The 15,578-nt window shown below is 64.5% G+C and carries 15 protein-coding genes; 12 read left to right on the top strand and 3 right to left on the bottom strand.

Annotated features, from left to right (window positions below; genetic code table 11):
• From NFX52_RS24900 to NFX52_RS24865, 9 genes are all read left to right on the top strand, one after another.
• On the top strand, positions 1 to 488 hold a 488-nt coding region (locus tag NFX52_RS24900; RefSeq protein WP_252635861.1), incomplete at its 5' end, for a phosphatidylglycerophosphatase A family protein.
• Entirely contained in the window at positions 485 to 1,012 is a 528-nt protein-coding gene (locus NFX52_RS24895) for a CinA family protein (RefSeq protein WP_055401054.1), read from the top strand. The genes NFX52_RS24900 and NFX52_RS24895, both read left to right, overlap by 4 nt.
• An 80-nt stretch (positions 1,013 to 1,092) precedes the next feature.
• Positions 1,093 to 1,995 (top strand): alpha/beta fold hydrolase, encoded by a 903-nt coding sequence (locus NFX52_RS24890; protein ID WP_055401056.1) that lies wholly within the window; start codon positions 1,093 to 1,095, stop codon positions 1,993 to 1,995.
• Between the two features lie 219 nt (positions 1,996 to 2,214).
• Positions 2,215 to 4,104, top strand: coding sequence for a cyclic nucleotide-binding and patatin-like phospholipase domain-containing protein (locus NFX52_RS24885; RefSeq protein WP_055401058.1), 1,890 nt, complete (start codon positions 2,215 to 2,217; stop codon positions 4,102 to 4,104).
• A gap of 84 nt (positions 4,105 to 4,188) precedes the next feature.
• Positions 4,189 to 4,677, top strand: coding sequence for a nuclear transport factor 2 family protein (locus tag NFX52_RS24880; protein ID WP_055401060.1), 489 nt, complete (start codon positions 4,189 to 4,191; stop codon positions 4,675 to 4,677).
• 943 nt (positions 4,678 to 5,620) lie between these two features.
• The gene (locus NFX52_RS24875) at positions 5,621 to 5,974 is read left to right on the top strand and encodes a DUF6864 domain-containing function (RefSeq protein WP_055401062.1); all 354 of its coding nucleotides are present in this window, start codon (positions 5,621 to 5,623) and stop codon (positions 5,972 to 5,974) included.
• Positions 5,964 to 6,335, top strand: coding sequence for a hypothetical protein (locus NFX52_RS24870; protein WP_055401064.1), 372 nt, complete (start codon positions 5,964 to 5,966; stop codon positions 6,333 to 6,335). The genes NFX52_RS24875 and NFX52_RS24870 overlap by 11 nt, the downstream gene beginning before the upstream one ends.
• Before the next feature lie 423 nt (positions 6,336 to 6,758).
• The gene (locus tag NFX52_RS31150) at positions 6,759 to 7,244 is read left to right on the top strand and encodes a DUF3592 domain-containing protein (protein ID WP_082437578.1); all 486 of its coding nucleotides are present in this window, start codon (positions 6,759 to 6,761) and stop codon (positions 7,242 to 7,244) included.
• 113 nt (positions 7,245 to 7,357) lie between these two features.
• Complete coding sequence (locus tag NFX52_RS24865) at positions 7,358 to 7,774, top strand: hypothetical protein (protein WP_055401066.1); 417 nt, start codon at positions 7,358 to 7,360, stop codon at positions 7,772 to 7,774.
• 277 nt (positions 7,775 to 8,051) lie between these two features.
• Here the strand turns inward: NFX52_RS24865 and NFX52_RS31145 are convergent, their stop codons facing one another.
• The 3 genes from NFX52_RS31145 to NFX52_RS24855 all read right to left on the bottom strand — a co-directional run bounded on the left by NFX52_RS31145 (position 8,052) and on the right by NFX52_RS24855 (position 10,776).
• Positions 8,052 to 8,123: an SEC-C metal-binding domain-containing protein gene (locus NFX52_RS31145; RefSeq protein ID WP_353848497.1), complete on the bottom strand. Its 72-nt coding sequence runs from the start codon at positions 8,121 to 8,123 to the stop codon at positions 8,052 to 8,054.
• A gap of 110 nt (positions 8,124 to 8,233) precedes the next feature.
• Entirely contained in the window at positions 8,234 to 9,787 is a 1,554-nt protein-coding gene (locus tag NFX52_RS24860) for a SulP family inorganic anion transporter (RefSeq protein WP_055401068.1), read from the bottom strand.
• Between the two features lie 131 nt (positions 9,788 to 9,918).
• Entirely contained in the window at positions 9,919 to 10,776 is an 858-nt protein-coding gene (locus NFX52_RS24855) for a UPF0149 family protein (protein ID WP_055401071.1), read from the bottom strand.
• Between the two features lie 216 nt (positions 10,777 to 10,992).
• Here NFX52_RS24855 and NFX52_RS24850 point away from each other — a divergent pair, with 216 nt between their 5' ends.
• The 3 genes from NFX52_RS24850 (at position 10,993) to NFX52_RS24840 (ending at position 15,479) form a co-directional block, all read left to right on the top strand.
• Positions 10,993 to 12,735: an FMN-binding glutamate synthase family protein gene (locus NFX52_RS24850; RefSeq protein ID WP_055401073.1), complete on the top strand. Its 1,743-nt coding sequence runs from the start codon at positions 10,993 to 10,995 to the stop codon at positions 12,733 to 12,735.
• An 8-nt stretch (positions 12,736 to 12,743) separates the two neighbouring features.
• Positions 12,744 to 13,565, top strand: a complete 822-nt coding sequence (locus tag NFX52_RS24845; RefSeq protein WP_055401075.1) for a BUD32 family EKC/KEOPS complex subunit — start codon at positions 12,744 to 12,746, stop codon at positions 13,563 to 13,565.
• A 102-nt stretch (positions 13,566 to 13,667) separates the two neighbouring features.
• The gene (locus tag NFX52_RS24840; RefSeq protein WP_082437580.1) at positions 13,668 to 15,479 is read left to right on the top strand and encodes an ABC transporter ATP-binding protein/permease; all 1,812 of its coding nucleotides are present in this window, start codon (positions 13,668 to 13,670) and stop codon (positions 15,477 to 15,479) included.
• The last annotated feature ends 99 nt before the right edge of the window (positions 15,480 to 15,578 follow it).

Here is a 15,578-nt window from a genome sequence, read left to right as displayed (position 1 = left end):
GCCCCACCGTGGCGTTCATGTTCTCCCACCCGGCCCACTTCATCGCACTGGGTTTTGGCGCCGGGCTGTCGCGCGTGGCGCCGGGCACCGTGGGCACGCTGTGGGCCTGGCTCAGCTACCTGGCGCTACAGCAATGGCTGCCGCCCCAACACATGGGCATGCTGATTGCCGCCAGCACCGTGGTGGGCTGGTGGGCCTGCACCACCACCGCCCGCAACATGGCCGTGGCCGACCCCGGCAGCATCGTGTGGGACGAGGTGGTGGCCTTCTGGCTGGTGCTGTGGCTGGCCATGCCCATGGGCTGGTGGGGGCAGCTGGTGGCTTTTGGGCTGTTCCGCTTTTTTGATGCTGCCAAACCCGGCCCGGTGGGCTGGGCCGACAGCCTGTTCAAGGGCTTTGGCTGGCGCGGCGGCTGGGGTATCTTGTGGGACGACTTTGTGGCAGCCTTCTGTACCCTGCTGGTCATTGCAGTGTGGAGGTTTCTATGACAACCGCATCGCTATCAAATAAAGAGCTGCTAGCGCTTGATACATCAGCGCTAGAGGCCAATTTGACCCAAATTTCTCTGGAATTGCTCAAACACAGCCACCTGCTGGCCACGGCCGAAAGCTGCTCGGGCGGCATGATCGCGGCGGCCTGCACCGACCTGGCGGGCTCCAGCCAGTGGTTCGAGCGCGGCTTTGTCACCTACTCCAACGCCGCCAAGGTCGAGATGCTGGGCGTGCCCGCCGCACTCATTGAGCAGGAAGGCGCCGTGAGTGAGGCCGTGGCCCGCGCCATGGCCGATGGGGCGCTGGCCCATTCCCAGGCGCACGTCAGCTTGGCCGTAACTGGCGTGGCCGGCCCTACAGGCGGCAGCGAGGCCAAGCCCGTGGGCACCGTGTGGTTTGCCTGGTGTGTGGGTGGCGAAACCCACAGCGAGATGCAGCACTTTGCCGGCGACCGCGCCGCCATCCGTACGGCCACGGTGCGCTACGCACTGCAGCGGCTGCTGGGCTTTTTGCTGGCCTGACCCCTGGGTGGGCGCCTGAAGGGGCGCACACGCCAATTCAGCCTGTCGCTCCAACGCAATCAACCATCGCCGCATCCCGCATGACCTCTCCTACCTGGTTTGAAGGCTTCGCCACCCAGCGCATCACCACCGCTGGCGCCGAGATTTTTGTCCGCACCGGCGGCACTGTGGATGCACCGCCCCTGCTCCTGCTGCACGGCTTTCCGCAAACGCATGCGCTGTGGCACCGCGTGGCGCAGCAGCTGGCGCGCGACTACTTTCTGGTGCTGCCCGACCTGCGCGGCTATGGCGATTCATCGCACGCGCCCGGCCTGCCGGACCACCGCAACTACAGCAAACGCGCCATGGCGCAGGACATGGCCGAGGTGATGACCGCGCTGGGTCACGATCACTTCTTTCTGTGCGGGCACGATCGGGGCGGCCGTGTGGCCCACCGCCTCGCGCTGGACCACGCCGCGCGCGTGAAGAAGCTGTGCGTGATCGACATCGCCCCTACGCTCGACATGTACGCGCGTACCGACATGGAGTTTGCGCGCGCCTACTACCACTGGTTCCACCTCATCCAGCCCGCCCCGCTGCCGGAGGCCATGATTGGCGGCAACCCGCTCGCCTACCTGCACGCCAAGCTGGGCGGCTGGGGCAGCGCGGGCCTGGCCCACATCGAGCCCCAGGCGCTGGCCGACTACGAGCGCTGCTTTTGCACGCCCGAGGCCATCCACACCGCGTGCGAGGACTACCGCGCCAGCGCAGGCATCGACCTGGAGCACGACCGCGAAAGCCGCGCGCGCGGCGAGAAGATCGCGTGCGACACGCTGGTGATCTGGGGCGAACACGGCGTAGTTCACCGCCTGTTCGACCCGCTGGCCCTGTGGCAGGCGCAATGCGCGGGCGTGGTGACGGGCCAGGCCGTGCCGGCGGGGCACTTCATCCCCGAGCAATTGCCCGAGGCCACGGCCCGCGCGCTGAGCGCCTTCATGCGCTGACGACTCGCTCCGCATCGGCACGGAAGGGCAATCGCAAGGGCCCGCCGTGCATTTGTTCACGCGCTGCCCGGCCACCATGCCTTGCACAGTGCGCACAGATGCCCTTGCGTTCCTAGAATCCGCCGCTTCGCACGCTGCGGAACCCATCGCAAACACGACGTGTTGGCGAGCCCCCCCGCTTTCCGCAGCGCCCCACCGAGCCTTGCCGACTGCGTGACCATGCCTCCTTTTACCGCCACCCAGAACCAACTGCTCACCGAGCACCTGCGCAGCTTTCTGCCAGGCATCGAACCCGAGGCGCTGGAGCTGCTGCGCGCCCAGCTGGAGTGGGTGGAGGTGCCCGGCGGCAGCACGCTGATGGCGCAGGGCGAGCCCGGCGAGTCGATGTACCTCACCGTGAGCGGCCGCCTGCGTGCCTATGTGCGCAGCGATGACGGTAGCAGCGGCCCGCAGCGCCGTGTGGCCGACATGGGCCGGGGCCAGGTGATTGGCGAGATCAGCCTGTTCACCGACGCACCGCGCGCAGCCACCGTGGTCGCCGTGCGCGACTCGGTGCTGGTGCGGCTGACCAAGGACGTGTTCAAGACCCTGCTGGCCAGCAGCGCCCAGGTGTCGATTGCCCTCACGCGCCAGATCATCCAGCGCCTGCAAACGGGCACCGCCGCCAACACGGCCGCACAAGAGCGGCCCGTGGCCATGGGCCTGCTGCCCGTGAGCAGCGGCGTGGACCTGCAGGGCTTTGGCCAGAGCCTGGCGCGCCAGCTGGGCACCATCGGCCGCGTGCGTGTGGTCGACTCCGCCACCGTGGATGCAGAGCTGCACGAGCCCGGCATTGCCCAGCGCGAAGGCGCCGATGCCACTGCCAACCGCCGCATCGCCATGCTGCTCGACGAGATCGAGGCCCGCAACAACTTTGTGCTGCTGCTGGCCGACCCCGAGCCCACGCCCTGGACGCGGCGCGTGAGCCGCCACTGCGACGAGTTGCTGCTGCTGGCCGACGCTCAGGCCGCGCCCGCCATCCACCCCATCGAAGAAAACTGCCTGCTGCGCCGCGCGCCCCTGGCCGAGGCCGCCGAGATCCTGGTGCTGCTGCACCCGGAAGGCACGCAGTGCCCGCGTGGCACCCAGCAATGGCTGGACCGCCGCCCCGTGTCCGACCACGTGCATGTGCGCCCCACCCTCGACCGCGACATGGCGCGCCTGGCCCGCATCCAGAGCCGCACGGCCGTGGGCCTCGTGCTGGCGGGCGGCGGCGCGCGCGGCTTTGCGCACCTGGGCATCTACCGCGCGCTGCAGGAGGAAGGCGTGGAGATCGACTGCGTGGGTGGCACCAGCATCGGATCGGTCATGGCCGCGTATGTGGCATCCGACCGGCCGCTGGCGACGGTGATGGCCAATGCGCGCGAGGCATTCCGCACCAACCCCACGGGCGACTGGAGCCTGCTGCCGCTGATGTCGCTCATCAAGGGCCGCCGACTGCGCCACATCCTGCACGAGGCCGTGGGGAGCCTGGTGGGTTTCCCAGCCCAGGTGGAAGACCTGTGGAAGAACTATTACTGCGTGGCCACCAACTACTCGCGCGCCAGCGAACAGGTGGTGCGCCGTGGCAGCCTGGTGAAGTCGCTGCTGGCCAGCATCTCCATCCCCGGAGCATTGCCGCCCGTGGTGCACGAAGGCGACCTGCTGTGCGACGGTGGCACGTTCAACAACTTTCCCGTGGACGTGATGCGCAGCAGCATGCGCGGCGTGGGCACGGTGATCGGCGTGGACCTGAACTTCCGCAAGCCGCGCCGCATCGAGCTGGACGACATCCCCACCAGCTGGGCCCTGCTGCGCGACAAGCTGCGCCCGCGCGCCCAGCGCCGCTACAAGCTGCCCTCGCTGGCCAGCTACCTCATGCAGGTCACCATCCTGTACAGCATGTCGCGCCAGCGCCAGTCGCAGCAGCTCACCGACCTGTACTTCAACCCCCCCATGGACCGCGTCGGCATGCTGCAGTGGAACCGCTTCGAGCAGATCGTGCAGCAGGGGTATGCACATGGCATCCAGGTGCTGGACGGACTGGATGACATCAAGCGCCGGCGCATCGGCGGGCTGCGCACCCGTTGAGAACGCACCACACGGCCCGGTCGCCCAAGCGGCATGCACAGGCAGGCACCGGTGTAGCATGGGCGCCCTTGAGGAGGAGACCCCATGCACCCCAACGCCCAGACCCTGCAGCGCTTCTACACCGCGTTTGCGCAGCTTGACCACGCCGCCATGGCCGCCTGCTATGCGCCCAACGCCACGTTCGACGACGAGGCCTTTTCCCTGAAGGGCCGCGACCAGATCGGCGGCATGTGGCGCATGCTGTGCACCGCCACCAAAAAGCCCGGCGCGGCCGAGCACTGGAAGCTCACGTTCAGCGGTATCGAAGCCGACGCGGCCGGCGGCAAGGCGCACTGGGAGGCGCACTACCTCTTCAGCGCCACGGGGCGCAAGGTGCACAACATCATCGACGGCACCTTCACCTTCACGCCCGACGGGCTGATCGCCACCCACCGCGACCGCTTCAACTTCTGGCGCTGGGCACGGCAGGCGCTGGGGGCGCCAGGGCTGCTGCTGGGCTGGTCGCCATCGCTCAAGCGCAAGGTGCGGAGTACAGCGGCGGGGAATTTGAAGAAGTTTCTGGCGCAGGGGTGAGGGGTGGTGTTGCGGTGACGCAGATCGCTCAGCGCATTGGGAACTGCGGCTCTCGGCCAATAGCCGCCGTCCACGAGGAAGGGCAAGTTGTACTAACAAGGATGTGTAGCGCTTGATTGCTTCCAAAGTGATAGCGCGCACACGATAGGTACAAGAACAAACGCCGAACCTGCCAGATAGTGATTTGGATAGAACCAACGGTAGGCCAACTCGGTGCCAAGTAAACCGGCGACTAACAGCAACAGGCAAGCCGCAATGCGCCATCCAATCCGTCGTTGGGGCAACAGTGATCCCGAGACTCCCAAAAGTAGTATCAGCATTGAGTCCGCGAACGCGAAACCGATGGGGATGCTTATCGAATCAGCGTCTGCTGAATAAATTCCCCTTGTTAAATTGGAACTTAGTACCCCCCACAGGGCAGCGTTGGCAAACACGACAGCACCAAAGATAGCCAGTGCAGATTGGAAACAAGATGGCGGCTTGAGCTTTGGCATGAAAAGCATAGTAGAAGCCTTTCGTGTGCAGAAAATGAGCCTAGTTTGAACTGAGTGTGAAGTAGTCATCTTGGATGGCTGCGAACCTGTGACCAATCCAGAGCGAGTCGGGTCAATTGACCCGCAATGCTTGCAAGAATGTAGGTTAGCCAAGGGCAGCTCTGGGCCCTGAGCAGCCGTTCCGAAGCGCGGCCCGGAAGCTGCCATTGACTTGTTGCACGGGGCTGTTGCAAATTTCGTTGTCTGCCCACCAAGCTATAGTTTGCCGATTTGAAGCATGTCGGGTTTCACGGAATTTTTATACTTGGACGGTTGAACAGGTCGCCCCTTGCAAACCTATGCTGCAAGCCACTTTCCGGAGAAATCAGTGTCCAGAATATCCCGCACGGTCCAGTTTATCACGCAGGTTTTGCGGGATACATCACGTTAAGTTACACAGGAATTAGCTTATGAAGATTACCGTAGGTGGCCGCGAACTCATTACTACGGCGGTTCTACAAGTCCCCGATGGAGAGGACGCTTGGATTGAGTTTCAGGCTGGAACCTGGAACGTTCGGCTCAACGTAAAGTTCGTCGACGACAAAGAGGACTCGACACAAAGATTCTTTCTCGAAGGTAAGGACGATCATGCAGTCTTAACCTTCAACAATTGGAATAACGGCTTGCCCAGTGCAATTCCGAAACCGTTCCCGTTTGGCGAGACTGACAATCGAAAAATCGCATTCGTCTTTTCAGGCTATTCCGTTGCAGGCTTCAAGCGTTTGGACATTTCGTTCTTATGGGAGACCGAAAATGGCCAGTAATGGAACGTTCGCTCAAATCCAAGCGCCTACCAAAAGCGTCCACAGCAATCTAGATCAAGAGATCATCCAAATCACCGAAGATAGGCTGCGCTTGGTATTGAAAGACCACCTGGAACTTGTTGAGGAAAAAAAGGCGTGGCACGCGCCACTTGGCGTTCTCATTGCCATAGTGGCGGCGTTTGTAACAGCAGATTTTCGTGATGCATATTTCAAGGCGGAAACTTGGCAAGCTGTCTTCTTGATCACAGGCATCCTGTCGTTAATCTGGCTAATAAAAACCATCTACAGGTCAGCTACTTCGCCTAGCATCGATGACATTGTTTCCAAGATCAAAACACGGTCTACAGACGGTAAAACCTAACCTGCCAGTCGAGAGGGACAGCCCTGAAGCGGGCTGCCCCTCACTTTTACGTTGAGCGTCTGCTTCCGTTCGCTTCCACGGACTGCACCTGGCCGGATTCTGCCTCACGGCGAAGGACGCTAGCGGGCCCTAAGCAGCCGGTGGACGAAACTGCCGCAAAGCTGCCGTTGACTCACTACCCACTGGCTTGACGTCCAAACCGCGCTGTCTCAGTGCCCGGTGCCTGCCTACTGGCAAGCTATAGTTTGCTGAGTTAAAGCCTGCCGGGTTTGTCGGAAATTTTATACCTGTGCTTTTGAACAGCGCACTGACCGCAAGCCCAATCTGCAAGCCATTTTCAGGAGGAATCAGTGTCCAGAATATCCCGCACGGTCCAGTTTATCCCGCAGGTTTTGCGGGATACATCACGTTAGGGCTCATTTCATGGGGCAGCCGAGTCCACGGTCGAAAACCGTAAGTCGCTGGGTCGTTGGTTTGTCAGCAGTAGCCAGCATTGCTGTGTCACTCCTGCAAACACCCGTCGCACTACGAGAGATGAGGGAGGACGCGTCGTTAACTGAAGACGGGGCCAAGACTCAAGGCAGAGTTGTGTCGCACGACCCCAGCTACGGAAAGTATGCTTACCGCTCGACCGCCATCGTCGGGTTTCGCGTAAATGATCGACCCTACGAAATCCAAGTTCGGGGGAGCGGTGCACTCCCTGAACGACTACCCCCCGGGACGGAGGTGGAAGTTCACTATCTGCCAAACAGTCCGTCAGTGTCGCGTGTCGTCGTGGATGGGGCGAGGACGAACCGTTTCGTGCTGTGGCAGTTCGCTGGGATATGGCTTTTGACGGTTGTTTTGGCTCTTGCTGCTTGTCTTCTGTATTGGCCCAAGGGTGGAGCGGCGCGCAAGAATGAGCCCTAACCATTCCATCGAGCGGACAGTCAACGGCGGGCGCCAGTGGTGCGCTTCGGCTATGCCATATGCGCCGTTGCCTGCCGCTCATGTCAAACGTTAGCTTGCAGAATGGAGCGCCTATGCGAGTTCGAACGCTCTTGATTGCCTCCGCCTTGGGCGTTGGCGTGGCATGGCTGGCGCTCAACGCTTTCGGACTCTGGGTGGCGTTCCATCCTTTTGGGCGCGATGCGGAGCGGACCGCTTGGCTTGTCCCGCTCCTTCAAGTCCTTTCCTGGTTGCCCTTTGTGGCCCTTGGAACCATCCTCACGTCCTGGTTGCTTCGCGAGCTTTCAGTGGTGGGTGGTTTTGCCGCCGGTCTGGCCGCCTCGGCCGCCGTACTTGGCGCTTCCTTTTACTACGCACCAGGCGAGAACCTCGTGGACGTCGCTTCACTCATGTGGCTCGACCTACTGTGCCCCGTGGCACTCTTCCCCGCTTTTGTCGGCCTGGTGGCTAACAGGTCGTTCAAGCAGACGCCGCACAGCGGCGCCGCTTAACGCCAACGTTGAGCGTCTGCTTCTTTCTGCCCCAGCTGACTGCTCCTGGCCGAATTCTGCCCGACGGCGAGGAACGCAATCGGACCCTTCGGAGCCACGGCTACGATGGCGGCCACCGGCCCAAAGCGCCCTATCACTGTGCTCGATCAGCGACAGGCAGCCACCCACCTTGAACCCCGCCCTCACATCTGCAACGGGCAGCAGTGGAAAAATCAAGTCCAATTGGCCTCTAGCGCTTATCCAATAAGCGTCAGCAAATATCAAATCAGTAGTTTTCCTACCCCAACCCCGTAACACACTTGTACTTCTTGCCACTGCCGCAATGGCACGGAGCATTGCGGCTGGACATGTGGCGATGCCGTGCACGGCGACAAAAAGGCCGGGAGCCAAGCGCTGGGCCTGCTGGGTGTGCTGCGGGGCTGGTCGCCTTCGCTAAAACGCCAGCGGCCCCCTCCCCGCTCAACCGCCCACCCCTCCTTTCGCACGGGCCGGAGCGACATCGCTCCCCATCCGATCAATCAGCACCGCGCTGGCTTCGTTAAGCCCCAGCACCTGCACCGTGCAGCCATGGTGCCTCAAGCGTTCCACCACCTTGTCGAGTGCGGCCACGGCGGTGATGTCCCAGAAGTGGGCGTGCGTCACGTCGATGACCACCGCGCGGCCTTCGGCGCCCAGCACGTCGAACGCCTCGATGAACGCATCGGCCGAGGCAAAAAACACCTGGCCGGACACGCGCCAAGTGCGCTGGCCCAAGGCCGTGGCACCAGCGCCATCTGCGTGATCGGCGCCATCCGCATCGTCGTGCACGCGCACCTCCAGCATGTGCGAGACCTTGAACGCAAAGAACACCCCGCTGAGCACCACGCCCACGGCCACGCCAGCCGCCAGGTTGTGGGTGGCGATGGTGACGGCCACCGTGGCCAGCATGGCGGCGCTGGACAGGCGCGGGTGGCGCACCAGGGCGCCGAGCGACTTCCAGTCGAACGTTTCGGCCGACACCATGACCATGATGGCCACCAGCGCAATCACCGGCACCTTGGATACCCAGTCTTTCAGCGCCACCATGAGGATCAGCAAAAACACCCCGGCAAACAGCGTGGACAGGCGCCCGCGCCCGCCGTACTTCACGTTGCCCACGGCCTGGCCGATCATTCCGCAGCCCGCAATGCCGCCGAACAGGCTGGCCGCGATGTTGGCCACGCCCAGCCCCGCACATTCGCGGTTCTTGTCGCTGGGGGTGTCGGTCAGCTCATCGACCACTGCGGCGGTGAGCACTGATTCAAGCAGGCCCACCATGGCGATCGCCAGCGCGGGCAGGAGGATGATGCGCAGGGTGTCGAGCGACACAGGCACCTGCGGCAGCGCAAACACAGGCAACGCGTCGGGCAGTTTGCCCAGGTCACCCACCGTGGACAGGTGCAGCCCCAGCGCCGATGCCAGCACCGTGAGCACCACCACGCAGATCAGCGGTGACGGAATGGCGGTGAGCGCAGGCCATGCCAGCCGCTGGCCCAGCCACGGCAGGCCGTAGATGAGCGCCAGCCCCAACGCCAGCGCCCCCCAGGTGGCCGTGCTGGCGCCGTGCAGGTGCGGCAGTTGCGCGGCAAAGATCAGGATGGCCAGTGCATTGACGAAGCCCGTGCGCACCGAGCTGGACACGAAGCGCATCAGCACGCCCAGCTTCATCAGCCCAAACGCCACCTGCACAGCCCCGGCCAGCAACCCGGCCGCCAGCAGATAGCCCAGCCCGTGCGACTGCACCAGCGGCGCAGCCACCAGCGCCACCGAGCCTGCCGCCGCCGACACCATGGCAGGCCGCCCGCCGGTGAAGGCGATGACCAGGCTGATGACAAACGAGGCGAAGAGCCCCACCGAAGGGTCCACGCCCGCCACGAAGGAGAAGGCGATGACTTCGGGGATGAGCGCAAACGTGGCCACAGCCCCGGCCAGCAGCTCGCGCGGAATGCTGGGCGCCCATTCGGCGCGCAGGCGGGTCAGGGTGGAAGGGTTCATGCGGTGTGCCCTGCAAAAAAGCAAAGCGCGCCCGAAGGCGCGCTGCGAGGAATTTCAGATCAAAACAGGCTCTAGCGCTTATCCATCAATCGCCAATAGCTATCTAATCAATAGCAAATTGCCCAACAAAATCAAGCTCCGTGGCACTTCTTGTACTTCTTGCCGCTGCCGCAGTGGCACGGGTCATTGCGCCCCGGCTCGGGCGCCTTGCGCACCGTCTCCACGCGCGGGCCCATGCTCTTCCACAGCTGGCGCAGGTCGTGCACGGCCCAGATGGCTTCGCCGAAGGCCTCGACGCGCGCCTGGCTGGTGCTGGGTGGGCCGTCTTCGTCGTACATGCAGACTTCGGGCTTGCCGGTGTCGTCTTCGGTCAGGGCAACGATGCGGTCCAGCGCGTCATCCAGCCACTTGGCCGCTTCCTTGTCGCGCGGGGCGGCCCAGTCTTCGGGCCAGTTTTCCACGGCGAACATGAAGCCCAGGGCCCACACCTGGCCGAAGGACGGGATCTCCTGGTCGTCGCCCATTTCGGCGCGCTGCTCGTCGGTCAGGCTGGCCACGGCGCCGCGCATGTCCATGGCTTCGGGCTGGAAGGTGCGGTCGTCGTCCAGCGTCTTCACGTCGGTGTCGAGCTGGGTCACGATTTCGGCCCAGCGGCGGTTCCACAGCTCTAAAAAGCGCGCCTGCTGGGCGGCGTCAGCAAAGGCTGGCAACTGCGGCAGCGGGTCGCCTTCGGCAACATCCAGCTCGGCGCCGTCGCCCAGCAGCATGGGCAGGTACTCGGCCGGGGCGATGGGGCGGCGGCTGCAGATCAGCGCGGTCATGAAGCCATCGCAGAACTCCCACTGCGGGATTTCCTCGCCGCGGGAGCGTAGGTCGTCGAGGATGTTGTCGATCTCTTCCAGCTCTTCAGGGCCCAGTGCGGCGGCCGGGGCGCCCGCGGGGTCATCAAGATCGTCGGTGGAGGGAGTGGGCGATGTGGGTTCGGTCATGGGGGGCTCCGGTCGTCAAGCGAGAAAGCGGGGGCGGTAAAACATTGTTTTACTTTTATGATGCGCAGGCCTTGTGCCGTGGCGCTGGTGTAGCGGCGGAGGTACGGCGGCCCGGGGTGGTGCCGGGCCTCAAAAGCGCCTTGCGCAACATGGCAACCCGATAAAAAGGCGGTCAGTGTAGCCCCCTCTCGCACCGCCACCAGAACCAGGACCCCCATGCTCCACCAACTGAACTCCCTGTACCCGATGCGCTACACGGCCTTTGCGCTGTGCGTTTTCGGGCTGCTGCTGTCGCTGTTTGCGCTGGTGGCTTTTCACGTGGGGTTGCCCGTGGTGCTGGTGTTTGCTGCCCTGGTAGCAGTGGGCGTGTACGACCTGCAGCAGTCGCGCCACGCCATTTTGCGCAACTACCCGGTCATCGGGCACATCCGCTTCATGCTCGAATATGTGCGGCCCGAGGTGCGCCAGTATTTCATCGAGAGCGACAGCGAGGCCGCGCCGTTTTCGCGCGCCCAGCGCTCGCTGGTGTACCAGCGCGCCAAGGGCGACCCGGACAACCGCCCCTTCGGCACGCACCTGGACGTGGGCGCGCAGGGTTATGAATGGGTGAACCACTCGCTCGCACCCACACAGCTGCCGTCGCATGACTTTCGCGTGTGGATCGGCGGCAGCACCGATGCGCCGTCGCAGTCCGTGGCGCCCTGCACCCAGCCTTACCACGCGAGCGTGTTCAACATCTCGGCCATGAGCTTTGGTGCGCTGTCGGCCAATGCGATCCTTGCTTTGAACCAGGGTGCAAAAAAAGGCGGCTTCGCGCACGACACGGGCGAGGGCAGTATCAGCCAGCACCACCGGGTGCATGGCGGTGACTTGATCTGGGAAATCGGCTCGGGCTACTTTGGCTGCCGCAACCCCGACGGCACGTTCAGCGAAGAGCGTTTTGCAGCCAGCGCCACCGACCCGCAGGTGAAGATGATCGAGCTCAAGCTCAGCCAAGGCGCCAAGCCCGGCCATGGCGGCGTGCTGCCGGGCGCCAAGGTGACGGCCGAGATCGCCGCCGCACGCGGGGTGAAGGAGGGCGAGGCCTGCATCTCGCCCGCCAGCCACAGTGCGTTCAGCAACCCGGTGGAGATGATGCAGTTCATCGCCAGGCTGCGCACGCTGTCGGGCGGCAAGCCCACGGGCTTCAAGTTCTGCCTGGGCCACCCGTGGGAGTGGTTTGCCATCGTCAAGGCCATGCTGGTCACGGGCATCACGCCGGATTTCATCGTGGTCGACGGCGCCGAGGGCGGTACGGGCGCGGCACCGGTGGAATTCACCGACCACGTGGGCGCCCCGCTGCAAGAGGGCCTGCTGCTGGTGCACAACACCCTGGTGGGCGTGAACCTGCGCGACCGCGTGCGCATTGGCTGCGCGGGCAAGGTCATCAGCGCCTTCGACATCGCGCGCATGATGGCGCTGGGTGCCGACTGGTGCAACGCGGGGCGTGGCTTCATGATGGCGCTGGGCTGTATCCAGGCGCAAAACTGCCACACCGGCCACTGCCCCACGGGCGTGACCACCCAGGACCCGCTGCGCCAGCAGGCCCTGGTGGTGCCCGACAAGGCCACGCGCGTGGCGCAGTTTCACCGCAGCACGCTGCACGCGCTGCAGGAGCTGGTGCAGGCCGCCGGGCTGCGCCACCCCAAGGACATCACGGCCCACCACATCGTGCGCCGCATCAGCGACACCGAGGTGCGCCTGCTGTCCAACCTGATCACGCGCATGCAACCGGGCGCGCTGCTGGGCCCGCTCGACGCGCAGCACAACGTGTTCCGCCTGTACTGGCCCTTGGCCAGCGCGCACAGCTTTCAGGCCAGCGAACCTGCACTGGAACCCTCCATTCCCCACCATGTCGAGCTGGTGCACGCAGCAGCCGCGGGCACCGCAGCGGCCGTGGCGGGGGACGCCGCTGTATGAACTTGACGATGGACGCATCCGCCCCCACCCACACCGCCGCCCCGGACTACGCCGCCTTTTTGCAGCAGCAGCTGGCCACCCAGCCGCACAACGTGATGGCCCACGTGCTGGGCGATGAGCAGATCTGGATCAAGCGTGCGGGTGCACCCCACGGCACGGGCCGCTACCGTGCCATGGCCGCGCTGGCCGCCCTGCTGCGGCTGGACGCCTTGCGCCCCGTGCCCAACCCCGGCGGCCCTGCGGCCATTGCCACCGAAGTGCAGCGCCTGCGTGACCTGGCCGCGCGCGGCATCCGCGTGCCCGTGGTGCTGGCCGCCTTGCCACATGGTTTTGCCATGCTCCACCTGGGCCACACGGGGGAAGAGATTCATTCGCTGGGCAACGAGATCGACCATGCCGTGCAGGCGGGTGACACGGCCACCGTGCTGGCGCTGTGGCAGCAAGGGCTGGACACGCTGGCCCAGGTGCACCGCCAAGGCACGTGCCTGAGCCAGGCCTTTGCTCGCAACATGGTGCGCTGCCCCGATGGCGAAGTGGCCTGCATCGACTTTGAGGACGACCCCGCCGCCGTGCTGCCCCTGGCGGTGTGCCATGTGCGCGATGCGCTGTGTTACGCGCACTCCACCGCGATCTACCTGCACACCAGCGGCACGCTGACCGAGGGGCGCGAGCGCTGGGTGGCGTGGGTGGCGCAGGAGAGCGCGGAGATGCGGGCGGTGCTGGCGACCAGTGTCCGGCGGATGGCGTGGATGGGGCTTTTGCCGGCAAGCCGCAGGCTGGGGCGGGATTTGCAGCGGGTGCGGGCGGCGTACGAGTTGCTCAGCAGATGAAACGCGGCCGTTCCTATCAAGCTGTGGTTGTACGCTGACAGCGCCAAGCGCGCTGATCGCCTATCGTTCAGGTGGAGCTTCCTCCAGCCCTCCCTTCTTTCCATGCCACTGCCCGCCGCTGCCAGCCCAGCCGCCCCTGAGCCCACGCCCTTGCCCACCACCTCCGACAAGACCCGCCGCAGCCGACCGCCCACCCTGTCGCGGGCTGCCTGGAAGCAGTTCATGGGCGTGGCCCGGCCCTACTGGGCAGGCGACAAGAAGCGCACCGCCTGGGGCCTGATGGCACTGCTGATCGCCCTGATGGTGTGCGAGACCCAGCTGGCCGTCATGCTGATCGACAAAACGGGGGAGATGACATCGGCCCTGGCGGCCAAGCAGGCCGACCGCTTCTGGATCGCGGTGCGCACCAGCCTTGTTGTACTGGCATTCGCGGTGCCGGTGTACGCCTTTTACTACTACATGCGCGATGCGTTTTCCAACCACTGGCGGCGCTGGCTCACCCACCGATTCCTGGATGGCTATCTGAGCGAACGCAAGTACTACGAGATCGGCGCGGGCGGCGACATCGACAACCCCGACCAGCGCATCAGCGAAGACATCAACACCTTCACAAGCCGGTCCACGCACTTCCTGCTGATATTCATTGGTTCGCTGATGCAGCTGGTGGCGTTCAGCGCGGTGTTGTGGTCCATCTCCAAGACGCTGGTGGCTTTTTTGGCGGTGTATGCCCTGCTGGGCACCTTCGGGGCGCTGTACTTTTTTGGCGCGCCGCTGATCCGGCTGAACTTCTGGCAGATCCGCCGCGAGGCAGACTTCCGGTTCGGGCTGATGCGGCTGCGCGAAAACGCCGAATCCATCGCCTTCTACCGGGGCGAACCCCAGGAGCGCGTGCAGATCGACCACCGGTTCGAGGCAGCGTTTACCAACTTCGCCCGGCTCATCAAAAAGCAGCTCTCGCTCAACCTGTACCAGCGCTCTTTCAGCCAGCTTACCTTGATCCTGCCCAGCATCCTCCTGGCCAATGCGGTGCTGTCGGGCGAGCTGGAGGTGGGCCGGGCCATCCAGGCGGCAGGCGCATTTGCCGCCGTGCTGGGCGCCATCTCGCTCATCGTGGACAACTTCGAGAGCCTGAGCCGGTTTGTGGCGGGCATCGACCGGCTCCATACCCTGTCGCAGGTCGTGCTCAAAACCCCTGCCGCGCCCACTCCCTGGGCCGAGCCCGCCCCAGCAGGCCAACCTGCGGACGATGCGACGCCCGCGATCAACGCCCACGACCCCTCCGAGCCCCCACCGCAAATCACCACCCGCATCGGCGACACGCTGGCCATCGAAGGGCTCTCGCTTTACACCCCCCACTTCGGTCGCCTGCTCGTGGCCGACCTCTCGCTGCAGCTACAGCCCGGCGACGCGCTGCTCATCACCGGCCCGAGTGGCTGCGGCAAAAGCTCGCTCTTGCGTGCCATTGCCGGCCTGTGGCACACGGGCAGTGGCACCGTGCAGCACCCGCCCCTGGAAGACATGTTCTTCCTGCCCCAGCGCCCCTACATGCAGATTGACACGCTGCGCAGCCAGATCATCTACCCGAGCAAGCAGACGGCGCTGAGCGACGAACGCCTGCTGGAGCTGCTGCAGGAGGTGCACCTCGAATCACTGTCCGAGCGTGTGGGTGGGCTCAACGCGTCCTACGACTGGGAGAAACTGCTGTCCGTTGGCGAGCAACAGCGCCTGGCCTTTGCCCGCGTGCTGGCGCGCCAGCCCAGCATCGTCATCCTGGATGAAGCCACCAGCGCGCTGGACAGCGCCAACGAAACCGCCCTCTACGAACGCCTGCGCGCCAGCGGAACCACCCTCATCAGCATCGCCCACCGCCCCGCCGTGCTCAAACACCGTAAGCGGCCAGCCATGCCACCTTGACGGCGATGTCGGCTCCCTTCAGCAGCCGTTGATCTCGTCAACCGCGTCCCCGCCGTCGTAGAACTTACCGATGGCTTTGTCCAGCCTCTTGAGCAACGC

It is taken from the genome of Acidovorax facilis (assembly GCF_023913775.1).
In the GTDB taxonomy this organism is placed as follows: Bacteria; Pseudomonadota; Gammaproteobacteria; order Burkholderiales; family Burkholderiaceae_C; genus Acidovorax; species Acidovorax facilis.
This window is presented reverse-complemented; position numbering and strand designations above follow the sequence as displayed.